Origin of the sequence: Methylobacterium frigidaeris, assembly GCF_022179185.1 — a bacterium.
Classification (GTDB): Bacteria; Pseudomonadota; Alphaproteobacteria; order Rhizobiales; family Beijerinckiaceae; genus Methylobacterium; species Methylobacterium frigidaeris.
The window spans coordinates 1-21,988 of sequence record NZ_BPQJ01000062.1 but is presented as its reverse complement, the minus strand read 5'-3'; the positions used below and the strand labels follow the sequence as shown (position 1 = coordinate 21,988).

The 21,988-nt window shown below is 66.5% G+C and carries 19 protein-coding genes and 2 pseudogenes; 12 read left to right on the top strand and 9 right to left on the bottom strand.

The window, feature by feature from the left end; all coding sequences use genetic code 11:
* Positions 1 to 24 precede the first annotated feature (24 nt).
* Positions 25 to 243: a zinc-binding dehydrogenase gene (locus tag MFF64_RS32980; protein ID WP_238193442.1), complete on the bottom strand. Its 219-nt coding sequence runs from the start codon at positions 241 to 243 to the stop codon at positions 25 to 27.
* Between the two features lie 53 nt (positions 244 to 296).
* Positions 297 to 1,301: an IS481 family transposase gene (locus MFF64_RS32975; protein ID WP_165795739.1), complete on the bottom strand. Its 1,005-nt coding sequence runs from the start codon at positions 1,299 to 1,301 to the stop codon at positions 297 to 299.
* Between the two features lie 164 nt (positions 1,302 to 1,465).
* Between MFF64_RS32975 and MFF64_RS32970 the strand changes: the two genes are divergently transcribed.
* The 5 genes and pseudogenes from MFF64_RS32970 to MFF64_RS32950 all read left to right on the top strand — a co-directional run bounded on the left by MFF64_RS32970 (position 1,466) and on the right by MFF64_RS32950 (position 5,244).
* Positions 1,466 to 2,035, top strand: coding sequence for a caspase family protein (locus tag MFF64_RS32970; RefSeq protein WP_099903145.1), 570 nt, complete (start codon positions 1,466 to 1,468; stop codon positions 2,033 to 2,035).
* 234 nt (positions 2,036 to 2,269) lie between these two features.
* Positions 2,270 to 2,530 carry a hypothetical protein gene (locus MFF64_RS32965; protein WP_099903149.1) on the top strand — a complete coding sequence of 87 codons (261 nt, stop codon included), beginning with the start codon at positions 2,270 to 2,272 and terminating at the stop codon, positions 2,528 to 2,530.
* Positions 2,517 to 2,784: pseudogene (locus MFF64_RS32960) on the top strand (IS66 family transposase); the annotation flags it as partial. The gene MFF64_RS32965 and the pseudogene MFF64_RS32960, both read left to right, overlap by 14 nt.
* 255 nt (positions 2,785 to 3,039) lie before the next feature.
* Positions 3,040 to 4,281, top strand: coding sequence for a cation:proton antiporter (locus MFF64_RS32955; protein ID WP_238193441.1), 1,242 nt, complete (start codon positions 3,040 to 3,042; stop codon positions 4,279 to 4,281).
* A gap of 210 nt (positions 4,282 to 4,491) precedes the next feature.
* Entirely contained in the window at positions 4,492 to 5,244 is a 753-nt protein-coding gene (locus MFF64_RS32950; protein ID WP_238193440.1) for an IS6 family transposase, read from the top strand.
* 610 nt (positions 5,245 to 5,854) lie between these two features.
* Here the strand turns inward: MFF64_RS32950 and MFF64_RS32945 are convergent.
* Positions 5,855 to 6,832 carry a GlxA family transcriptional regulator gene (locus MFF64_RS32945; protein ID WP_238193439.1) on the bottom strand — a complete coding sequence of 326 codons (978 nt, stop codon included), beginning with the start codon at positions 6,830 to 6,832 and terminating at the stop codon, positions 5,855 to 5,857.
* Positions 6,833 to 6,908: 76 nt separating this feature from the next.
* Here MFF64_RS32945 and MFF64_RS32940 point away from each other — a divergent pair, with 76 nt between their 5' ends.
* From MFF64_RS32940 to MFF64_RS32925, 4 genes are all read left to right on the top strand, one after another.
* Entirely contained in the window at positions 6,909 to 7,601 is a 693-nt protein-coding gene (locus tag MFF64_RS32940; RefSeq protein WP_099902426.1) for a DJ-1/PfpI family protein, read from the top strand.
* A gap of 28 nt (positions 7,602 to 7,629) precedes the next feature.
* Positions 7,630 to 8,853: an ABC transporter substrate-binding protein gene (locus tag MFF64_RS32935; protein WP_238193438.1), complete on the top strand. Its 1,224-nt coding sequence runs from the start codon at positions 7,630 to 7,632 to the stop codon at positions 8,851 to 8,853.
* Between the two features lie 66 nt (positions 8,854 to 8,919).
* A complete protein-coding gene (locus MFF64_RS32930; protein WP_273557193.1) occupies positions 8,920 to 10,425 on the top strand; it encodes an amidohydrolase family protein in 1,506 nt (501 codons plus the stop codon).
* A complete protein-coding gene (locus MFF64_RS32925; RefSeq protein ID WP_238193436.1) occupies positions 10,422 to 11,390 on the top strand; it encodes a CobW family GTP-binding protein in 969 nt (322 codons plus the stop codon). Before MFF64_RS32930 ends, MFF64_RS32925 begins: the two co-directional genes overlap by 4 nt.
* Here the strand turns inward: MFF64_RS32925 and MFF64_RS32920 are convergent.
* From MFF64_RS32920 to MFF64_RS32895, 6 genes are all read right to left on the bottom strand, one after another.
* A complete protein-coding gene (locus MFF64_RS32920; protein ID WP_238193435.1) occupies positions 11,371 to 12,603 on the bottom strand; it encodes an NAD(P)/FAD-dependent oxidoreductase in 1,233 nt (410 codons plus the stop codon). The genes MFF64_RS32925 and MFF64_RS32920 overlap by 20 nt on opposite strands.
* A gap of 68 nt (positions 12,604 to 12,671) precedes the next feature.
* Positions 12,672 to 13,658, bottom strand: coding sequence for an ABC transporter ATP-binding protein (locus tag MFF64_RS32915; protein ID WP_099902769.1), 987 nt, complete (start codon positions 13,656 to 13,658; stop codon positions 12,672 to 12,674).
* The gene (locus MFF64_RS32910; RefSeq protein ID WP_099902771.1) at positions 13,655 to 14,647 is read right to left on the bottom strand and encodes an ABC transporter ATP-binding protein; all 993 of its coding nucleotides are present in this window, start codon (positions 14,645 to 14,647) and stop codon (positions 13,655 to 13,657) included. The genes MFF64_RS32915 and MFF64_RS32910 overlap by 4 nt, the downstream gene beginning before the upstream one ends.
* Positions 14,648 to 14,652: 5 nt before the next feature.
* A complete protein-coding gene (locus tag MFF64_RS32905; protein WP_438823118.1) occupies positions 14,653 to 15,603 on the bottom strand; it encodes an ABC transporter permease in 951 nt (316 codons plus the stop codon).
* On the bottom strand, positions 15,600 to 16,541 hold the full coding sequence (locus tag MFF64_RS32900; protein ID WP_099901723.1) for an ABC transporter permease: 942 nt from the start codon (positions 16,539 to 16,541) through the stop codon (positions 15,600 to 15,602). Before MFF64_RS32900 ends, MFF64_RS32905 begins: the two co-directional genes overlap by 4 nt.
* A gap of 240 nt (positions 16,542 to 16,781) precedes the next feature.
* Entirely contained in the window at positions 16,782 to 18,362 is a 1,581-nt protein-coding gene (locus tag MFF64_RS32895) for an ABC transporter substrate-binding protein (protein ID WP_238193434.1), read from the bottom strand.
* Positions 18,363 to 18,685: 323 nt separating this feature from the next.
* On the opposite strand from MFF64_RS32895, the gene MFF64_RS32890 reads away from it, so the two are divergent.
* The 3 genes and pseudogenes from MFF64_RS32890 (at position 18,686) to MFF64_RS32880 (ending at position 21,795) form a co-directional block, all read left to right on the top strand.
* Positions 18,686 to 19,390, top strand: coding sequence for a helix-turn-helix domain-containing protein (locus MFF64_RS32890; RefSeq protein WP_238193433.1), 705 nt, complete (start codon positions 18,686 to 18,688; stop codon positions 19,388 to 19,390).
* 319 nt (positions 19,391 to 19,709) lie between these two features.
* Positions 19,710 to 20,834: a tyrosine-type recombinase/integrase gene (locus MFF64_RS32885; RefSeq protein WP_273557192.1), complete on the top strand. Its 1,125-nt coding sequence runs from the start codon at positions 19,710 to 19,712 to the stop codon at positions 20,832 to 20,834.
* Between the two features lie 65 nt (positions 20,835 to 20,899).
* Positions 20,900 to 21,795 (top strand): annotated as a pseudogene (locus MFF64_RS32880) (polysaccharide deacetylase family protein).
* The last annotated feature ends 193 nt before the right edge of the window (positions 21,796 to 21,988 follow it).

Sequence of the window (21,988 nt, the reverse complement as noted above, 5' to 3'; positions counted from 1 at the left end):
CGATCTCCTCCGATCGGACCGGGCTCAGTGCACGACGACCATCTTGCCGCCGGCCGCATTCGCCTCCATCAGGCGGTGGGCCTCACGGACCTCGTCGAAGCTGAAGATGCGCGCAGGTTTCACGTCGAGCCGCCCTGCAGCGGCGTCCTGAGCAATCTGCCCGAGCGGGACGTCGGCGAGCGGGAAGCCCGGCGTGCCGAACACGAAGCTGCCGAAGAAGGTCAGGTAGACGCCGCTCGACATCTGCAGCAGCGGGTTGAAATCTGGGATCGGGTCGAGGCCGCCCAGCCAGCCGGCTAGATGTTCGGTCCCGGCATGTGGTGTGACGGATCGAGCCTGAAGCGTTCGGGCTCTTTCGTCCAGGTCTGGCAGATGAACTCGTAAGGTGTGAGGCCACGCAGGGTCTTGAGCCGGCGGCCATAGTTGTAGGCATCGACGAACAGCTGCAGGTGCTGCCGCAGCTCGTCGTGGCTGGCGTAATGGTAGCGTTTGACCGTGGCGTCCTTGATGGTGCGGTTCATCCGCTCGACTTGACCGTTCGTCCACGGGCAGCGGGGTTTGGTCAGGCGATGCTCGATCCTAGTCTGCTCGCAGGCCCACGCGAACGAATGCCAGCGGTAGATGCGTGGTCGGTCTTGCGTCGCCCAATAGGCAGCCGCTTGGGCCTCGGCCTCCTCGTCGACCGGCCGGTTATCGGTGAACTGGATGCCGTTGTCCGTGAGGACCGTGTGGATCGTGTAGGGCACCGCTGCGACGAGGTCGTGCAGAAAGGCCGCGGCGATCCGCTGGGTCGCCTTCTCGTGGAGTTGAACGAAAGCAAACTTGCTCGTGCGGTCGATGGCCACGAACAGGTGGAGCTTGCCCTGTTCCGTGCTGACCTGGGCGATGTCGATGTGAAAGTAGCCGATCGGGTAGGCCTTGAAGCGCGACCGCATGGGTTTGTCGCCGTCAAGGTCGCGCAGCCGGCTGATGCCGTGACGCTGGAGGCAGCGGTGCAGGCTGGAGCGGGTCAGGTGCGGGAGGGTGGGCTGGAGCGCGTAGAGGCAGTCGTCGAGCGGCAGCAGGGTGTGGCGCCGGAAGGCGACGATGACGGCCTCGTCTTCCAGGCTCAGCACGCTGGAGCGAGGCTCCTTCGGCCCCATCCGGGCATCGCTGCTGGTCTGGCGGGAGCGCCACTTCTGCACGGTAGTCGGGCTGACCCCGTAGCGCTTGGCGGCGGCTCTCACGCTCTCTTGACGAGCTTGGATTGCCCGACGGACCGTCTCAGTCGTCGTGGCGCTGCCGTGGAGAACCTGTCCCATAGCGCGTCCCTCCATGCGGCAGCAATCGTACCACCACACTGCGAGACCGAACATCTAAGGCGCACGTGAGCGTCAGAACAGACCTAAAAAGGCTGCGGAATTTGTGAGCCATCACCCTATCCGCTTTTCAACGGCCGAGCTTCAAGCCATAAGCGGAGAGCATCATGCTTGCAACTGCGGGTAGGAGGGACGGCGGGTTGTTGAACAGGGTCCGAGGCGCCTGGGTACTCTTGTTCTGCGTATTCCATACGTACTCCCTCGTATTTACTCAGCAAATTAATGGACTGCATGCACAAGAGGCATCGCACAAAAATTTAAATGCGACTTCATCTGTCGCCGTGTCTGTAAAACGTTTCGCCCTTGTAATAGGCAATGGCAATTATCGAAACGTCACATCTCTCAAGAATGCAAGAAAAGATGCCGCTGCCATCGCGGTAAAGCTACGCAAGATTGGATACGAAGTCATTTATGAGACAGATCTCGACCGTCGCAGCATGAATCAGGCCGTGACAAACTTCCTTGCACGCGTCGAGCCGGCAAGCGAAGCACTCGTCTACTACGCTGGACACGGCGTGGAGCTGAACGGGTCGAACTACCTGCTCCCCGTTGACAGGTTGGGGCGAGTGCACAGCACTGAACCTCATGCTGACGCTCTGGTACTTACTCAAGGACTTGACCGATCGCGAGGTACTGATCCTCTAGGAAGGCTCAGCGATGGGGCAGGCGATGAGTAAACTTTATCCCATGCTCGCCCATGGATTTAACGAACAGGAGTGCGATGCGCCCGCCCAGGTGCAGGCCCGAAAGCTACTCAACAAATTACAGGCCGAGGGCCTGTACGGTTGAGGCGCCCTCTCTGCCGGCTGTCATGAACACCGCCCGAGAGCCCTGCAGAATACTAGAGCAATTAAAAAATGGATCCAACTTTTGATACTGGTTCGACGATCGTGTCGCCCTAGATCATGTTGATGGCGCGCGACGTAACTTACCAGATCTTCGACATGCCGGACGGACGCTTTTCCGTCATGGTGACCATTGAACCGGACAAAACGATGGTCCGGACAGGGTTTGCGACCCAGGCCGAGGCAAGCGCTTGGGTGGAGGGCCTGCGGGACATCATGGCAGCCCTTGGCGCCCCTGTGAGCCTCGCTTTCCCTGAATACCCCGGTTCCTTGCCGCTGAACGAGATACTGGCCTTCATCCGCAAGGCGCCCAGTGAGGCCGACTAATAGTCTTAGCAAGGAAGAGCCGATCGAGCTGGTGCTGCGCCTCAAGCGCCCGGAGAGGATCTCGCGCACCTCCCCCAAGCCGCCCTCCACCGACCGCAAGGAGCGGGGCGAACAGGCCAAGCCTGACGGCGCCAAGCTTGGTCACGAGGGGCATAGCCGCACGCTCAGCCACGACCCCCGACGAGGTCATGGCCTACCGCCCGGGTCAGTGTTTCTGCAACTGGCTGCTGCAGGCCCCGGCACCACGTGCAGAGCCAGCGACCGTTCTGCCATTTTAACGCCAAGCGTGGGAACAGGTGCTCGATGTAACCACTTGATGATCCGCCGCGCAGCTCACCCACAAAGGACGAGCTGCGACGACGCGCACTCAAGGCTGCCCGAGCAGAGCTGTACCGGCTGTACGGCTTGGGCCTGATCGGGGACAAGGCCCTGCAGCAGGTGGAGGACGATCTGCGCCGTCTCGAACTCAAGGCCTCTCTCGGCCGCCTCTATCCTGATCGCCGGTGCGAATGAGCACCTACATCTTGCTATTGACGGGGTTCGGCCTGGTCGTGCTGCTCACGGCCTGGCTGCCGATGATGCTCAAGGAGATACCGCTCTCGCTGCCGATCGCCTGCGTCGGTATCGGTGCGCTCGCGGCAGGTAATCTGGAGCTACCGAGCCTCGCGCCTCATCCACAGCAGCACCTGAAGGCCACCGAGCGTCTCACCGAAGCGGTGGTGATCGTCGCCCTGATGGGTGCCGGTCTGAAGCTGGACCGCAGCCTGCGCTGGGCCAAGGCGGTGTTGACCTGGCGCCTGCTGATCGTGGCGATGCCGCTCACGATCGCGCTCATCGCCCTCCTGAGCTCTACCCTGCTGGGGCTAGGGACCGCAGCGGCCCTCCTGCTCGGGGCGGCGCTGGCGCCCACCGATCCTGTGCTGGCCAGTGACGTCCAGGTCGGGCCACCCCGGTCGGGCGAGGAAGATGAGGTACGTTTCACCCTGACAGCAGAGGCCGGCCTCAACGACGGGCTGGCGTTTCCGTTCGTGAACCTCGCCATCGCGCTCGCGGCGGCGAGTCAAACGAGTGAGCCCTGGCTGATGTCCTGGCTCACCGTGGATGTGCTCTGGAAGCTGGTATGCGGTGTCGCTGTCGGCTGCATGGTCGGTCGGGTGCTCGGCTGGCTGACGTTCCGGCTGCCGAACCGGGCCAAGCTGTCGCGTACCGGAGACGGCTTCGTTGCGCTGGGCATCACGGCGGTCGCCTACGGCCTGACTGAACTGGCGCACGGCTATGGCTTTCTGGCTGTGTTCTGTGCTGCGGCATCGTTCCGCACGGTGGAGCAGAACCACGCCTATCACGAGAAACTGCACGAGTTCATCGAGCAGCTCGAACGTTTGCTAATGATGATCCTGCTGGTGCTGTTTGGTGGTGCAATCAGCAGCGGTAATCTGTTGGGTGCCATGGACGGCGCAGTGATATTATTTGCTCTGCTGGTACTGTTCATCGTGCGGCCCGCTTGCGGCTGGATCAGCCTCGTGGGATTGTCGCGCCCGCTAGGCGAGCGGGGCGCAATCAGTTTCTTTGGAGTGCGCGGCCTCGGCTCGGCCTACTATCTCGCCTATGGGCTGGGGCATGCCGAGTTCGAGCGGCCCGAACTGCTATGGACGGCCGCCGGCTTGGTTGTTCTGATCTCAATTGTCATCCATGGCGTGGCAGTGACGCCTATGATGCGTCATCTCGATCGCCAGCGCGAAGCCAGGCGCTGATGAGCGGGCTGGATCCGGTGCGGATCTGACGTTCCTGCAAGGCGCGATCGCGGGGCTGCTTGGCCGATGACCCCGGTCCCGTCTGGCTCGCGCGCTTGGCTGGCTACCGGGCTGACATCCGAGGGGCCTGTCGCAAAGGCGAACGGATCCCCGCTTACAGCTCGTTAACCATACCTGCCCAGCCTGCCGCCTCCGCCCTGGAGCCGGTCCATGATCTTGTCCGCCATCGCCGCCAAGCTCAAGCAACGCGCCAAGGCCGACTTCAGGGGCCGGCATTTCGAGGCGGCGCTTATCGTGCAGGCGGTCTCCTGGTACCTGCGCTACCCGCTGAGCTATCGCGACATCGAGGAGCTGTTCCTGGAACGGGGTCTCGAGGTCGACCACTCCACCCTGAACCGCTGGGTGCTCGCCTACGCGCCGCTGATCGAGAAGCGGCTGTGGCAGTTCCGTCGGCCCCACTGCGGCTCCGTCCGGATCGACGAGACCTACATCAAGGTGCGTGGCCAGTGGCGGTATCTCTACCGGGCCATCGACAAGCACGGCGAGGCGGTCGACTTCCTGCTCACCGCACAGCGCGACCTCAATGCGGCCAAGCGCTTCTTCCGCAAGATGCTGCAGGATCAGCCGCTTCTCGCGCCTGACCGGATCGGCACCGATGGAGCCAGTCCGTACCCGCGCGCGATCGTCGAGAGCCGCAAGGCGGGCCTGCTGCCACGCACGCCCACCCACCACGTCACCAAGCACCTGCAGCAGGGGATCGAGAGCGACCACTATCGGGTCAAGCGGGCAATGCCCCGAGTGGGCGGGTTCCGCTCGTTCCACACGGCGCGGCGCACGATCCAGGGCTTCGAAGCGATGCTGTGGCTACGCAAGGGCTTCGGGTTCGCGGGCGCGTGGACCGTCGGGGAGCAGAACCAGCTGCTCGCCATCTGCTTTGGGCTTCCTGTCGCGAACAAAGCGTGAAAGCAGGGTGGGCGGCCCTTTCTGCGGCCTGAACCCGCGTTTGCGACAAGCCCCTCGATCGCGCCGTCGCCGGGCTGATCGGCTTGATGGGCCGGGACGAGCTTGACACCGTATGGCGTGACGGTCTCGGGAGCGTCAGCCCTAACGGCATCCTTGGCGACGCTCGTGGATCCACGGCCGCGATCGGCGAGCGCTGCATCGATGCAATCACTGACCTTCTGGCGCGGCAGTTCGCTCGCGATACCTGATTGGGTGTGTGGAATAACACCAAAGTAAAATCCTGGGCTGTGTCAGAATAAAGATCTAGAGGCTAAATCTGAAGCGTGATTTACGACAGATTCCCGATCAATCTCGATCAGGACTCAGCTCTGAAAAATCATTCTATTGTATCACGACGATGTACGTAGAAGGCTTGATCAAAAATTTGCTTCTGCGCTGATGCATAGTCCTAGCCTCGCCGATAACTTGGATTTGCGGGTCGGGATCGATCGTCCGGCGAGCCGGTAAGTGCCGCTTAAAATGGCTACGCAGCAATTTCATTCACGGCGCGACTGGACTTTGAACATCTTGATCTGCAAAACAAATTTCAAGCCTCGGGATGGGTTGCAGTTTAAGCATGATGGATGCGACAGTGAAGCTCTTTGAACAGCATTGGCGTCATACCGAACCGACGTACGAACGATTTGGAGAGCTGCGCACCGGTCGAGTAGCCGGTTCGCAGGGCGATGTCCTTTATCGGCATGTCCGTGGCGAGCAAGGTGCGGGCTCGGTCCAGCCTCAATGTCTCCACGAAATGCGCGGGTGTCTCGCCGGTGCTCTGAGTGAACTTTCTGATGAACGTGCGCTCCGACATCATGACCTTCTCGGCGAGGCAGCCCACACCCAAATCCTGGGCGAGGTTCTCCCGCATCCAGTGAATTAGCGAGGCAAAGGGCGCGTCCGCGTGGGACTGTGCCTCCAGCACCGGGCTGAACTGCGATTGGAAGCCCGGACGACGCGCATACAGCACGAGGCGCTTGGCGATGGCGTGAGCCACCGTGTTTCCAAGGTCAGCGGCCACCATCTCCAGGCTCATGTCGATGCCCGTCGTGACGCCCGCCGAGGTCCAGAGCGCGCCGTCGTTGACGAACAGGGCATTCCTGTCGACTTCGATGTCTGGCCATCGCTCGGCGAGCCGCGTGCAGGCCGACCAGTGCGTCGCGACGCGCTTCCCACAGAGCAGGCCGAATTGCGCCAGGGCAAACGTCCCGCTGCAAACCGAACCGTAGCGGCGCGCCCATCCGCTGACCGCGATTACCCAGCGGCTCACGGCCTCGTTCGCGACCAGGCCGTCCAAGCCGACCTCGTCGCCGCCGGCGATGAGCAGCGTATCAACGGTGTCGGGCGGCACCTCGTCGATCGACTGGGTGACTAGGGAGATCGCGCTGCTCGTCTGCACCGGACCGCCCATCGCGGACAGAATACGGACATCGTAGTGCGCTTCCGCGACCGCATCGTTGCCGGCCTCGAAAACCATGGCCGGCCCGGTGACGTCGAGGACTTGGCAGCGCGGAAAAACCAGGATCGCGATGGTAAGCGGCGGCCTCATTGGCGGAAATTAGCCGGTTTTTGTCATTTACGCCACGGGGCGGAGCCGCAAGGATTCCCGAAAGCGAGGATCCTCCATGACGGCGATCACTATCGGCTTCCTGATCTTTCCTAAGGTCACGCAACTCGATCTCACCGGCCCGGCGCAAGTGTTGAGCCGCGTTCCCGGGGCCAAGGTGCATCTCATTTGGCGGGCGATCGAGCCCATCGAGACCGATGTCGGCTTCACGATCAATCCCACGATCACGTTCCAGGATTGTCCGCAACTCGATGTCGTGTGCGCCCCGGGCGGGTTCGGTGTCGTGGACCAGCTGAATGACGGGACGACAATGGATTTCCTGCGGCGGCAGGGTGCCGGCGCCCGCTACGTCACGTCGGTCTGCAACGGCTCGCTCCTGCTCGGCGCGGCGGGCCTGCTCACCGGGTACAAGTCGGCCTGCCACTGGATGTGGCGCCCCTACCTGACGCAATTCGGTGCGGAGCCGGTCGCGGCGCGGGTCGTGCGCGACCGCAACCGCATCTCGGGCGGCGGCGTGACCTCCGGCATCGACTTCGCATTCTCCCTGGCGAGCGAGCTGGCGGGCGAGGAGGCGGCCCGCATGATCCAGCTGGGTCTCGAATACGACCCGCAGCCGCCGCTCGACAGCGGTTCGCCCGACAAGGCCGGGCCCGAGCGCGTGGCGCGCGCGCGCGCCGCGCTCGAGCCCTCGCGGCAGCACATCGAGGGCCGCATCGCCGAAGCCGCCCGCCGTCTCTCGCTCACGCCCTGATCCGAACGCCGGACCCGCCGGAGGCCCCATGAAAATCGTCATCCGCACCTGTCTCGCGGTCGCCGCGGCGCTGACCGCGCTGCCGGTCGCCGCCCAGATCTCGGACGGTGTCGTCAAGCTCGGCGTGATCAACGATCAATCCGGTCCCTACTCGTCGTTGACGGGGCCCGGCGCAGTCCTGGCGGCTAAGATAGCGGTCGAGGATCTCAAGCCGCAGCTTGGCGACATCAAGGTCGAGATGCTGACCGCCGACCACCAGAACAAGCCGGATGTCGGCTCGGCGATCGTGAAGCGCTGGTTCGACGTCGAGAAGATCGACGCGGTCGTCGACGTCTCGAATTCGTCCGTGGCGCTGGCCGTCCAGTCGTTGATCAGGGAGAGGAACAAGGTCGCCCTCTACGGCATCGTCGGCACCACCGAGCTGACCGGCAGGCAATGCGCGGCCACCGGCTTCTCATGGGTGCACGATGCCTACGCCCTGGTCTCAGGCCCGACCAAGACACTCACCAGGGGAGCGAGCGACACCTGGTACTTCGTGGGTGCCGATTTCGAATTCGGGAAGAACATGGTGAAGGTCGCCAAGACCCTGGTCGCGGATCACGGCGGCAGGACCCTCGGGGAAATCTTCCACCCGATGAGCGAACTGGACTATAGCTCGTATCTGCTGCAGGCAAAAAGCTCGCAGGCGACATTCGTCGCGTTTGCCAATGCGGGCTCGCAGCTCGTCAACACGATGAAGCAATGGCAAGAGTTCGGCATGCAGGACGGCAGGCAGAAGCCGATCGCGACGCTGCTGTCCATCGCCGACGTGCACGCGGCAGGGCTCGACGTCATGCAAGGCCTGACGGCGACCACCGCCTGGTACTGGAACTTGAACGACGACACCCGCGCCTTCGCGCATCGGTTCTTCGAGCGCTTCAAGGCCATGCCCACCGAGTCGCAGGCCGGGATGTACTCGGCCGTCACGCACTATCTCAAGGCCGTGATCGCGACTCGGAGCGATGCCACGGACACGGTGGTCCGGTGGATGCGCGCGACGCCGGTCAACGACATGTTCGCCCGCAACGCGAGGCTGCGCGAGGACGGCAAGCTCGCCCACGACTTCCTGCTCGTGTCGGTGAAGTCCAAAGCGGAGTCGAAGGCTCCCTGGGACTACTACAGGATCGACGCGGTCGTCCCGGCGAGCGACGCGTTCCTCCCCCTCGATGCGAGCGATTGCCCATTGGTGGCCGGCGCAGCAAAGTCGCGGTGAGGGGCCGGACACCGCCGGGCCTCGGCGCCACCATCGGCGCGGAAGGCCGGGCCGACCTCATCCGCAATCGCGAGGCGCGAGCACATGCATGACCTTGTTCTGAGCGGCGGCCGGATCGTGGATCCGGAGAGCGGCTTCGATGGGATCGCGGACCTCGCCGTCGCCGGCGGCCGGATCGTCGCGATCGGGGACGCGCTCGGCCCCGCCCGCCGGACGCTGCCGGTCGACGGGCTCGTGGTCGCGCCCGGCTTCATCGACCTGCACGCCCACGGGCAATGCGTTCCGTCCGACAGGATGCAGGCCTTCGACGGCGTGACGACGGCCCTCGAACTCGAGCTCGGGGTCTGGCCCGTCGCGCGCTGGTACGATGAGCAGGCTCTGGCCGGGCGCGTGCTCAATTACGGCGCCTCGACCGGATGGGTGTTCGCCCGCATCGCCGCCAAAACGGCGCAGCAGACGGAGTCGAGCATCGCCGGCATGGGCCGGGCGATGCAGGACAGGCGCTGGGCGGATGAGGTCGCGAGCCCGGCCGAGACCGATGACATCGTCGAGCGCGTCCGCATCGGCCTCGAGCAGGGCGGTCTCGGGATCGGCTTCCCGAACGCCTACGCGCCCGGGGCCGGCGTGAAGGAGATCTCCGCGCTCTGCAGCCTCGCGGCGGCGGCGGGCACGCCCACCTTCACCCACATCGCCTACATGTCCAACATCGACCCGCTGAGCTCGGTCGAGGCCTATACCCGCCTCATCGGCCTCGCGGGGTCGACCGGCGCCCACATGCATATCTGCCACTTCAACTCGACGAGCCTGCAGGACGTCGAGCGGGCTGCCGAACTCGTCCGCACCGCCCAGGGGCAGGGCCTCAAGGTCACGGTCGAAGCCTATCCCTACGGCACCGGATCGACGGTGGTCGGGGCGGTGTTCTTCGCCGATCCCGCGTTCCCGGAGCGCACCGGGGGAGGCTACGACTCCATCCAGAGCCTCGCCTCCGGACGTCGGTTCACCGACCGCGAGGATGTCCTCGCCGCCCAGGCCGAGGATCCGGGCGGGCTGGTCCTCTGGCATTTCCTCGATGTCGCGGCCGATGCGCGGCACCGCGATCTCCTCGACGTCTCCGTGCTGTTTCCCGGCGGGGCGATCGCGTCGGACGCCGTCCCGTGGCTGCAGCCCGACGGATCGACCTATCTCGGCCAGGCCTGGCCGCTGCCGGAGGACGCCGTCTCGCATCCGCGATCGAGCGGCACCTTCACGCGCTTCCTGCGCGAGTGGGTTCGGGAGCGGAACGCCGTGTCGCTGGCGGAAGGCCTGGCGAAATGCGCTCTCATCCCGGCCCGGATCATGGAGGCCAGCACGCCCGCGCTGCGCCGGAAGGGACGGCTTCAGGCCGGGTGTGACGCCGACATCGTCTGCTTCGATCTCGGTACCCTGACCGACCGGGCCGATTTCCGTCATTCCAATCGTGCGTCCGAAGGGGTGCGCCACCTCCTGGTCGGGGGCGAGACCGTGATCGCGGACGGGAACCTCGTGCTCGATGCAAGGCCGGGCCGGCCGGTTCGCAGAACCCCTTCCGCATGACCGTCCCCGTCCTGCTGGTGGCCGGGTTCCTCGGGGCCGGAAAGACCACGCTCGTCAGCCATCTCCTCGCGCATGCGGAGGGCCGGCGCATCGCGGCGGTGGTCAACGATTTCGGTGCGGTCGACATCGACGCGGCCCTGATCGCCCAGTCGACCGGCACGGTCGTCAGCCTAAGGAACGGCTGCATCTGCTGCAGCCTGCAGGGGGACCTGATGCGCACCCTCGCACAGTTGATCCGGCGCGACCCGGTGCCGGACGCCATCGTGATCGAGACCAGCGGCGCATCGGATCCGGCCGAAATCGTCAGAACCCTCCTCGATCCGGTCATCTACGCCGCCACGCCACTCGACACCGTCGTCAGCGTGATCGATGCCCGCCACCTCGCCGACCGTCCTGCCCTCGCCGACGATGCCCTGTGGCGCGCGCAGCTCGCCGCGGCGGACTTCGTCATCGTCGCGAAGACCGACCTCGTCGACGCGGCGGAGCTCGCCGGCATCCGCGCGGAGGTGGCGCGGTGGAAGCCGCCGTGCTCGACCTTCGACGCCGTTCGGGGGGCGGTGCCCCTCGATCTCCTGTTCCACCGCGGCGAGCCCGCGGCCGCGCCGCCGCGCGAAGGGCGACGGCTGCCGGCGGCGGAGCGCTTCGACTCGCTGAGCTGGACGGCCTCCCGGCCGCTGTCGCTCGCGCGCTTCCAGGCCGCCATCGGGCGCCTCACGCCCGGCCTGCTGCGCGCCAAGGGCTTCGTGACCTTCGACCACGCACCGCACCGGCCGATGCTGTTCCAGCTGGTCGGCGCCCGCGCCACGATCATCGCGAGCCCTGTCGCAACTCGCGACGAGGTCTGCGCCCGTCTCGTCCTGATCTGGGAGGCGGGATGCCTCGACCGTGACGACGCGCTCCGCCTCCTCGGCGACGCGGTCGCCCCCCCGGGAGAGGCGGCGGGCGTCAGTACCGGCCGGGCCTGAGCGGGAGGGGCGCCACGAAGGGCGGCGTCCCGGACATCATCTCGGCCAGCAGGCGCCCGGTGGTGGGCCCGAGGGTGAAGCCTTGATGCCCGTGGCCGAAATGCAGCCACAAGCCCCGATGACGGGGCGCCTCGCCCACGACCGGCAGCATGTCGGGCATGCACGGCCGCGTTCCGATCCAGGGCGTGTTCTCGCGCGGAGCGCCGAGATCGACGAGTTCCCTTGCCGCGGCTTCGGCGCGCAGGAGCTGGACCGGCATCCCTCCCGCCTCCGGCGCGGCGAATTCCGCGCCGGTCGTGATCCGCGTACCCTGGACCATCGGGGCCATGACGTAGCCGTTCGCCGCATCCATCAGCGGCAGGTTGAGCCCGCGTCCGGAGCGCCAATGCCGATGGTAGCCACGCTTGCGGACCATCGGGAACGCGTAGCCGAAGCGGCGCAGCAGCTCGGGGGACCAGGGGCCGAGCGCGACGACCGCGGCCGATGCCTCGACCGGCCCGTCCGCACTCCGCACGGCCCAGCCGGTGGCGGTCCGGGTCAGGGTCTCCGCCTCGCCCCGCACGAGGCTGCCCCCGCGCCGCCTGAACAGGCCGGCATAGGCGGCGACGAGGCGGCCCGGATCGCGGATGGACCAGGCGTCGAGCTGATGGATGGCGCCTTCGCCGGTGACTTTCAGCGCGGGCTCCAGCGCACTCAGGGTGGCTGCGGAGAGAGGTTGTGAGCGGACGCCGTAGCGCGCACGCAGCCGTTCCGCCGCCGCCGCCGCCGCATCCATCGCGCGCGCCGTGCGGTACAGGATGCGGAACCCGCCGCGGTCGACCAGGTTCGCCGCGCCGGCCTCGCCGATCAGCGCGTCGTGCTCGGCGGTCGCGTGCGCGATGAGGCCCGCATAGACCTCCGACGCGCGCCGGTGACGCCGCGGCGAGGAATGCCACCAATAGCGCAGAAGAGGGCCGACATGGTGCGGGAGCGCGCGGACATCGTAGTGCACGTCGTTGCTCCGGCCGAGCGCGATCGCGAACAGGGTCGCTAAGTCCCGCGGCATGGCGTAGGGCTCGACCGCCTCGCCCTGGATGATGCCGGCATTCCCGTAGCTCGTCTCCGAGCCCGGCGCCGACCTGTCGACGAGGGCGACGGTCCAGCCGCGCGACTGGAGGTGGAGGGCCGCTCCCACGCCGGCCATCCCGGCCCCGAGAACAAGGACATCGCGCACAGGTCGCTCCGTTCGTGCCGCGAGTTGGTCGATCGCGTGATCGGCGCCGCCGGTCGGGGGCGGCCGTGTCACGCGAGATGGCACGCCGTCAGGTGATCGCGACCAATCGGATCGAGGCGCGGCTCCTCGATCTTGCAGCGCGCGACGACGTGAGGACAGCGGGTGTGGAAGCGGCATCCCCGCGGCGGATCGATCGGGCTCGGCACGTCGCCGCGTAGCACGATGCGGCTGCGTCTTGCCCCTGGATCGGGAACCGGGACGGCCGAGAGGAGCGCCCGGGTGTAGGGATGCTGGGGATGGGCGAAGATGTCCCGCCGCGGGCCGATCTCAACGATCTTGCCGAGATACATCACCGCCACGCGATGCGTCATGTGCTCGACGACGGCGAGGTCGTGCGAGATGAACAGCAGGGCCAGGTCCAGCTCCTTCTGCAGGTTCTGCAGCAGGTTGACGATCTGCGCCTTGACCGAGACGTCGAGCGCCGAGACCGCCTCGTCGCAGATGATCAGGTCCGGCTCCGCGGCAAGGGCCCGGGCGATGCCGATGCGCTGGCGCTGGCCGCCGGAGAACTCATGCGGAAACCGCGACAAGGCCTCCCGCGGCAGGCCGACTCGCTCCATCAGGGCGGCGAGGCGCCCGTCGAGATCGGCGCGGTTCTTCGCGAGGCCGAAATTGCGGATCGGCTCGGCGAGGATGTCGCGTACCCGCATCCGCGGGTTGAGCGAGGAGAACGGGTCCTGGAAGACCATCTGGATGCGTCGGCGCAAGGGGCGGAGCGTCCCTGCCGGGAGGTCGTCGATGCGCTGGCCCGCGAGCGTCACCTGCCCCGAGGTCGGCGAGACGAGGCGCACGAGGCTCCTGGCCACGGTCGACTTGCCGCAGCCGGACTCGCCGACGAGGGAGAGCGTCTCCCCCGGCGCGACGGCGAAGGAGATGCCGTCGACCGCGCGCAGGGTGCGTGCCTTGCGCAGGACGCTTCCCCCGACGCGGAAGTGCTTCGTGAGGTCGCTGACCTGCAGCAGCGCGGGTGCCGGCGGACGAGGAGAGGGGCTCACGCGGCAAGGGCGTCCTTCGGCGCGTAGTGGCAGGCGGCGAGATGCCGGGGCGCTTTCGGCTCCAGGGCCGGAGCGAAGCGTCGGCAGAGATCGGTCGCCTCTCGGCAGCGCCCGGCGAAGATGCAGCCCTCGAGCCGCTGCTTCAGGCTCGGCACCATGCCGGGGATCTCGGCGAGCCGCCCGGGCTCATCCGCCCGCTCGGCTGCACCGAGCCGCGGCATCGCGCCGAGGAGACCCCGGGTGTAGGGATGCCGCGGCGTGCGGAAGAGGTCCGCGACGGCGGCCTCCTCCACCTTTCGCCCCCCATAGAGCACGATCACCCGGTCGGCGACCTCGGCGACGATACCGAGGTCGTGCGTGATCAGCAGGACGGCGGCGCCCGTGCGCTGCTTGAGGTCTCGCATGAGGTCGAGGATCTGGGCCTGGATCGTGACGTCGAGGGCGGTGGTCGGCTCGTCCGCGATCAGCAGCTTGGGCGAGCAGGCGAGCGCCATCGCGATCATGGCGCGCTGGCGCATGCCGCCCGAGAGCTGGTGCGGGTACTCGCGCACCCGCCGCCCGGGCTCGGCGATGCCCACAAGCCTCAACAACTCGACCGCGCGTTCCTTCGCCCCGTCGCGGGAGAGGCCCTGGTGCAGGCGCAGCGTCTCGCCGATCTGCCGCCCGATCGTGAGCACGGGATTCAGGCTCGTCATCGGTTCCTGGAAGATCATCCCGACCTTGTTGCCGCGGATCTCCCGCATCTCCGGCTCGGACAGCCGGAGCAGGTCGCGCCCTTCGAACCGGATCGCGCCGGCCGTCGCGGCCGGCGGGCGGTGCAGGAGACCCAGCACCGCCATGGCGGTGATGGACTTGCCGCAGCCGGACTCGCCGACCACCGCCAGCGTTTCGCCGGCGGCGACCGTGAACGAGAGGCCGTCCACCGCACGGTTCACCCCGTCCGGCGTGCGGAAATGGATCTGCAGGTTCTCGACAGACAGAAGCAGCATCGGGATCACACGTCCTTGGCCATGCGGGCGTCGAGCGCGTCGCGTATGCCGTCGCCGACGAGGTTCACCGCGAGAACGGTGAGCGAGAGGAAGATCGCCGGGAACAGGATGATGGTGAACTTCACCTGCCAGAGCGCCCGACCCTCGGCCATGATGTTGCCCCAGGACGGGGTGGACGGCGGCACGCCCGCGCCGATGAAGGACAGGATCGCTTCCGCGATCATCGCGGAAGCGCAGATGTAGGTCGCCTGCACGGTCATCGGCGCCAGGCTGTTCGGCAGGATGTGGCGCCAGATGACGGTCGAGGGGCGCGTGCCCGAGACAATGGCCGCATCCACGTAGGGCTGCTCGCGCAGGCTCAGCACCACCCCGCGCACGAGGCGCGTCACGCGGGGGATCTCGGCGACGGTGATCGCCACGATGACGTTCCCGATCGATCCGCGCGTGAGCGCCATGAGCGCGACGGCGAGGAGGATCGGCGGGATCGACATCACCCCGTCGACGATCCGCATGATGATCCCGTCGGCCCGGCGCATCATGCCGGAGACGAGCCCGATCGCCAGGCCCGCCGCCGAGGCGAGGGCGGCGACGGAAAATCCGATGACGAGGGAGACGCGCGCCCCGTACACGACCCGCGAATAGATGTCCCGGCCCAGGAGATCGGTGCCGAACCAGTGCAGCGCCGAGGGAGCGCGGGTGCGCTGCGTCGGCGAGAGCGCGGTCGGGTCGACGGTTCCAATCCAGGGGGCAAGGAGCGCCATGGCGAGGACGACGGCGAGGAGGACGCCGCCGATGACGGCACCGGGGTGGCGCGCCACGAGGCGCCGGGCCCGTCCACGGGCCTTGCGCGGCGGGATGATGTCGGGCAGCGGCTCGGCGATGGCGAGGTCGGGAGGAGCGGACGCCCGGATGCCGTCGGCGGCACCGGGCGCGCGGGGCACGAACGTCGCGCTCAATAGCGGATCCTCGGATCGAGCAGGGTGTAGAGGAGGTCGATGGCGAGGTTCATCAGCACGTAGACGGCGCTGAAGAGCAGGACGACGCCCTGGATCACCGGATAGTCGCGCCGCAGGATCGCATCGACGGTGAGCCGGCCGAGGCCGGGGATCGCGAAGACGGTCTCGGTGACGACGGCGCCGCCGATCAGCAGCGCGATGCCCATGCCGATCACCGTGACGATCGGCACCGCGGCATTCTTCAGCGCGTGGAGGAACAGTACGGCGCGCGGGGCGAGGCCCTTGGCCCGGGCGGTGCGGACGTAATCCTGGGCGAGGACGTCCAGCATGGCGGCGCGGGTCACCCGGGCGATCAAGGCGACGTAGACGAAGCCCAGCGTCGAGGCCGGAAGGATCAGGTTGGCGAACCAGGGCCCCAGGCCGCGCTCGATCGGCGTGTAGCCCTGGACCGGCAGCCAGCCGAGCTCGACGGCGAAGACGTGAGCCAGGACGTAGCCGACCACGAAGACCGGGACGGAGAAGCCGAGCACGGCGAGCGCCATGACGGACCGGTCGACGACGCTGCCGGCCGTCGCGGCGGCCGCCACGCCGAGAGGCACGGCGATGGCGATGGCGAAGGCCAGCGTGACCAGCATGAGCGAGAGCGTGGGCTGCACGCGCTGGGCGATCAGCTCGGTCACGGGAATGTTGGTGAAGATGGAGGTGCCGAGATCCCCTTGCAGGATACGCCACGTCCAGTCGCCGAGGCGCACCAGGAACGGCCGGTCGAGACCGAGCGTCGCCCGGATGCGCGCGACATCGGCGGGAGACGCCTGGTCGCCCGCGATGATCGTGACAGGATCGCCCGGTGCGAAATACAGGAGCGAGAAGACGCAGAGCGCGACGACCGCCATCACCGGGATCGTCGCGACGAGGCGCCGGACGATGATTCCTAGCATGTCCTTGATCCCTGTCGATTCAGCATGTCTTCGACCCCGGCGCAGGACGAGGAGGTGCGATAGGGGGAGGGGCGGCCGCGAGGCGCCGGCCGGTCGGCAGGCATCGTCGCCTCGGACGATCGCGAGGGCGTGAAGTGTTGGGGCGACACTTGTAAGCGCGACGACATGAAACGGTTTTTGTCGTCAGATCTGCCGCCGGACAGCCGACCGGACCGTTCACGCTGCGCGTGGAATGACGATTTACTTGTCCAAGTTCCAGAACAGCGGTGCGCTCGCCGGAAAGATGCCGCGGACCACGTCGCGGTACACGGTCGGCTGACGGACCTGCCCGAGCGGAACGTAGGGCGCTTGCGCGAAGGCCTCGCGCTCCATCGCCGCGGCGATCCTGCGCTCGGCGGCATCGTCCTCGGCGGCGAACCAATCCGTGCGCAACGCCTCCATGGTCGGATCGGAGAACCATCCCGCCCAGCCCGCGCGCCCGGTACCGCGCAACCCTAGATGCGAGGCGGGGCTCATGAATTCGGGAGCGACCGCGAAGGTATGGAAGATGTTCCAGCCGCCTTCCGCGACGGGCTTCTGCGAGGCGCGCCGCGCCAGCAGCGTCCCCCAATCCGTCGTCACGAGATCGACCTGCATCCCGAGCTTGCGGAGCAGGTCGGCCGTGACCTCGCCGACGGGGGCGAGCAACGGTTGGTCGGCAGACGCGATGACGACGACCTTGCGCCCGTCATAGGAACTGGCCTTGAGCATCTCGCGCGCGGCGTCGAGCCGGCCATCCATAACCTCGCCGCCGGCCCCGGTGGAGAGAGGTGTTCCGCAGGGGAAGAACGCCTTGCACTCGCGGTAATAGGCTGCATCGCCGGCCATCGCGGCGAGATAATCTTCCTGGTTCACCGCGCGCAGGACGGCGCGGCGCACCGCTACGTCGTCGAAGGGCGGCAACAGGGAGTTGAAGCGCAGCAGCATGTATGTGCCGAGCGGATCGAGCGTCGAGACCGTCACACCCTTCTGGCCGGAGGCGAGAGGAAGGAGGTCGGGAGTGGTGGTCTCGAGCCAGTCCACCTCGCCAGTGCGCAGGGCCGACATCGCCGTCGAGGGATCGGCGATCGTGCGCCACTCGACGCGCGGGACGTTGACGTGCTTGCCGCCGGCCATGCCGTCTGGCTTCTCGTCGCGCGGCAGGTAGGCGTCGAAGCGCGCATAGGCTGCTGATGCGCCCTGGCGCCACTCGTTGGGCAGGAAGCGGAACGGGCCGGAGCCGACGGCCTCGCGGATCTGCTGGTTCACGTCGGTCGTTGCCAGCCGCTCGGGCATCATGAATGGGACGGGGCTGGACAGCTTGCCGAGCGCCTGCGTGAGGAGAGGGAACGGCGCTTTCAGCATGAAACGGAGCCGACGGTCGTCCAGGGCGGACAACTCGTCGGTGTGCGCCATCAATGTCTGTCCGAAGCCGTCGCGGGCCGCCCAGCGCCGGATCGAGGCGACGCAGTCGCGAGCCAGAACCGGGGTACCGTCGTGGAACCGGAGACCGGCGCGCAGCGTGATCGTGCACGTCCGGCCGTCATTCGTCACCTCGTGGCCGGCAGCCATCTGCGGGCGAACGCGGAATGCGCTGTCGAGAGCGTACAGCGTGTCGAAGACCATGTAGCCGTGGTTTCTGACGACATAGCCCGTCGTCCAGATCGGATCGAGCGCCGCGAGGTCGCTCTGCGGGACGAAGCGCAGCGTCCGCGCTCCGGACTGCGCGAGGGCCGGCCGGCCGATCGGCATCGCGGCCGCGGCCGTCACGGCCAATGCTGTGCGTCGGGTGATCAGCGGCATGGGATGTTCCCGTCAGGGCTCTGAAATCCGGGTGCAGAGAGAGCCCGGTCTCTGAACCGCCCTTCGACGTTCGGGCGGCTTCGCCCTTCGCCCCACATCGAGAATGTGAGGGATCGGGCAGGCGGCGTTCGGTGCATGGGACCCTCAGTTTTCTCGGCGAACTTGCGTCTCGGCGAGTTCGCTGGCGCATCGGCGACACGCCCTCGCCAGCACGCCCCCTTGCGAGCGCCCGGCCATCGGGTACGCATAAAGCCGACCCTCCACCCATTTTTCGACTCAGAGCATTATTTAGCGCATGAGTCAATTTTTTAGCGGAAACGCCAATGTCACAACTTCAAGCCGCCGACCCCGAAACGCCCGGCCTCGGCGACTGCCTGAGAAGCGCGAGGCGCGGGCGCGGCCTCACATTGAAGCAGGTATCGGAACGAACGGGGGTTGCGGTCTCGACGCTTTCTAAGGTCGAGAACCATCAGATGACGCTGACTTACGACAAACTGCTGCAAATCAGTCGTGGGCTCGAGATCGACATCAGCGAGCTGTTTCATTCACCGTATTCCGACAATATTCCTAAGAAATTCAACCGCCGCAGCGTATCGCGGCGGGGCGAGGGACAGGTCATCCGGACGAAATCATACAATTATCTCTACCAGCACACCGACCTTCTCGGCAAACAGATGTCGCCGATTATTGCTGAGATGAATGCCAGAACGATCGAAGAATTTGGCCCTATGATGAGGCACGAAGGTGAGGAATATTTACTGGTCATCGAAGGGAAGATTATGGTTCACACTGAGGTTTATGCCCCGGTTGAGCTGAATGTCGGCGACTCGATATTCATAGACAGCACGATGGCGCACGCCTACCTCAACGTGGGCGATGGCGTCGCCCGCGCCGTGTGCGTTTGCAGCGCGAGTTCGTCCGCTCTGATGGAGGCCCTGCGGTTGATCGAAAATCGCGAAGCGGCGAGCGCGACCAAAGCCTCTCCGGAGCGCGGCACGCCAGGCAGGCCCGTCAAGGCTCGTCGCTGAGCACCGACATGGACAGGATCATCCCGTCTCACGACGCCGCCCGGACGCGTGGCGGGTCGTCGGTCTGGTGCGAGCCCAGATGTAGCATACGGATGCTCCGGAGCAGCATCGGAAATGCGGTAGGGCAGGCCTGCCTCCTTCGCGTTCGCATAATAGAAATTTCTCATAGAGTCTCCCATTAACTGGTCTCCGGCATGCTCGCGGGATGACCAACGCCGAGATCATCGAGCTCTGGCTCGATGCCCTAGCCGCCGAGTGCGGCACCGCCGCCTCCTCGCTCAAGACCTACCGTCGCGACGTCGCGTGCTAGCTCGGCTGGCTGAGCGCGCGGCACCTAGCAGACGTGACGCGCCCGGACATGGTGGCCTACCTCGCTCACCTCGACCAGCGTGCCCTCTCGCATTCCACGATCAGCCGACGCCGCGCGGTCACCAACGGCATCCACCGCTTCATGGTGGCGGAAGGTCTCGGGCCCAGCAATCCCGCCGCCGAGCTCCAGCCGATGAAGCGACCCGAGCGCCTGCCGTTCACGCCGGGGATCGAGGTCGTCCATCGCCTTATCGAGACCGCGCATGCTCTGGCCTGGGACGAAACAGTTGGGCTTTGCCGGCAGGCCGGCTATGCAAGGCGCGCGGCTTCGCTCGAGACGCTCTATGCGAGCGGGATGCGGGTGTCCGAGGCGGTAACACGACCGGCCGAAGCGGTGCGGCGCGGAACCCGGATGATCCATGTTCGGGGCAAGGGCGGCAAAGACCGGCTGGTCGCGCTCCCCGGCCGGGCGGTCGAGGCTATTGGCTGGTGGCGCGAGTTGGCGGGCCGGTACGGGTCACGGTCCGATCTCTGGCTTTTTCACCGGGTCTCAAACGGCGAGCGTCACCTGACGATCGATGCTGCGTTGAAGGAGATCAAGGAGACGGCCGCAGCGGCTGGGATCCCGAACGCCTCGCGGTGGTCTCCGCACAAGCTGCGCCATTCCTTCGCGACGCATCTCCTGCAGAACGGTGGGGATCTGCGGGTGATCGGCGAACTGTTGGGCCATGCCGACCTCGGTACGACGGGGGTCTACACCAAGGTGGATCTCTCACGCGCGCAGAGGATGGTCTGGGATCTGCACCCCCTGTCTGATGCCTCCTCTAGTTTCGTCCGTCGCGGCCGGCTTGCCAGACGGTCGATGCCGGGGCGGAACAACGCCGCGCATATGAAGCCGGACAGTGCTTCCACAGCGCCGAGTTCGATCGATGTCACAAGGCCTTCGGAGACTTGCCTCCGAACTCGGTCAGGAGCCTTACCGCGGCACTCGTCCACACGCGGATCCACGTCGTCCTGTTCCCTCGCCCGGTCCGCGACAGGCCCGCGCCACCCCGCGGGCTCGAACGGGGCGAGGCGATCGCATGGCCGCGTCCATGACCTCGCACTTGTGCCGTGCTGGACAAGCCGTGAATGATGACGGGGCCGGCGGTCCGGATTGTCATCGCCGCCAGCAGGCTCGCCCAACCAGGAGACACGACCATGTCCGATCCCCAATCGTCCGAGCCCTGGCAGTGGGGAGAAGCCCACTGGCGCAATCTGGTCGACCAAGTCCGTGCGGGCCGGCGCTACCGCCCGGCGCGCTGGCGTGACGGAGCCCGCTGCGCAGTCGCCCTGTCCTTCGACTCCGACCACGAGACCAACGAGCTGCGGGAGGGCGGCAAGTCGATCGGCCGCATGTCGTGGGGCCAGTATGGCAACCGGGTCGGGGTGCCGCGATCGAGGCGTTGCTCGACCGCCACGGTGTAAAGGCGACTTTCTACGTTCCGGCTGTGGTGGCCTTGCTCTATCCCGACGAGCGGCGCCGTCTCGTGGCGCAAGGCCACGAGATCGGCATTCACGGCTGGATCCACGAACTAAACTCGGTGCTGCCCGGGGTGGCCGAGCGCGACCTGATGCTGCGCTCGGCCGACGCCCTGGAGACGATCACCGGCGTGCGTCCGGTAGGCCTGCGCACCCCGTCCTGGGATTTCAGCCCGAACACACTGGCGATCGAGAAGGAGATGGGGTTGGCCTACGATTCCTCGTTGATGGCCGACGAGGACTGCTACGAGCTGTTGCTGCACGGCGAGCCGACCGGCGTCGTCGAGCTGCCGGTCGAATGGGTGCGGGACGACGCGGTATACTTCATGATGCATCGCTTCCAGTCGCTGCGACCCTATACCCCGCCGACCGACGTGCTCGACGTCTTCCGTCGCGAGCTGGACGCCGCCCACGACGAGGGCGGCTTGTTCCAGCTTACCATGCATCCGCACTTCATCGGCTATCGGTCGCGGATCTGGATTTTGGAGGAGATCATCCGGCACGCGAAGGCCAAGGGCGACGTCTGGTTCGCCACCCATGCCGAGATCGCCGCCTACGCCAAGCTACACGGCTGAGTCGCCAGGTCCCAACTTGCCCCGCATCGCGCCAGTTGCACGCGGCCGCGCTCATGAAATGAGCTTTACGCTCTAACACGCCGATGCAATGATCTTTGCATCGGCGCACCCGCCTGTTCACGGGCTGCCCCCAAGCCTTCGTGGTCAGCCCCCATCGGAGTGGTCCGCCCTGAAGTATGGCTTTGAGCCGACG

Coding starts and splice junctions, on each gene's coding strand:
- MFF64_RS32935 (WP_238193438.1), top strand. CDS start 7,630: ATGAAAATCGTCATCCGCACCTGTCTCGCGGTCGCCGCGGCGCTGACC.
- MFF64_RS32940 (WP_099902426.1), top strand. CDS start 6,909: ATGACGGCGATCACTATCGGCTTCCTGATCTTTCCTAAGGTCACGCAA.
- MFF64_RS32965 (WP_099903149.1), top strand. CDS start 2,270: ATGGCGCGCGACGTAACTTACCAGATCTTCGACATGCCGGACGGACGC.
- MFF64_RS32910 (WP_099902771.1), bottom strand. CDS start 14,647: ATGCTGCTTCTGTCTGTCGAGAACCTGCAGATCCATTTCCGCACGCCG.
- MFF64_RS32970 (WP_099903145.1), top strand. CDS start 1,466: ATGCTTGCAACTGCGGGTAGGAGGGACGGCGGGTTGTTGAACAGGGTC.
- MFF64_RS32980 (WP_238193442.1), bottom strand. CDS start 243: ATGTCGAGCGGCGTCTACCTGACCTTCTTCGGCAGCTTCGTGTTCGGC.
- MFF64_RS32900 (WP_099901723.1), bottom strand. CDS start 16,541: ATGCTAGGAATCATCGTCCGGCGCCTCGTCGCGACGATCCCGGTGATG.
- MFF64_RS32950 (WP_238193440.1), top strand. CDS start 4,492: ATGATCTTGTCCGCCATCGCCGCCAAGCTCAAGCAACGCGCCAAGGCC.
- MFF64_RS32945 (WP_238193439.1), bottom strand. CDS start 6,832: ATGAGGCCGCCGCTTACCATCGCGATCCTGGTTTTTCCGCGCTGCCAA.
- MFF64_RS32890 (WP_238193433.1), top strand. CDS start 18,686: ATGTCACAACTTCAAGCCGCCGACCCCGAAACGCCCGGCCTCGGCGAC.
- MFF64_RS32895 (WP_238193434.1), bottom strand. CDS start 18,362: ATGCCGCTGATCACCCGACGCACAGCATTGGCCGTGACGGCCGCGGCC.
- MFF64_RS32975 (WP_165795739.1), bottom strand. CDS start 1,301: ATGGGACAGGTTCTCCACGGCAGCGCCACGACGACTGAGACGGTCCGT.
- MFF64_RS32925 (WP_238193436.1), top strand. CDS start 10,422: ATGACCGTCCCCGTCCTGCTGGTGGCCGGGTTCCTCGGGGCCGGAAAG.
- MFF64_RS32955 (WP_238193441.1), top strand. CDS start 3,040: ATGAGCACCTACATCTTGCTATTGACGGGGTTCGGCCTGGTCGTGCTG.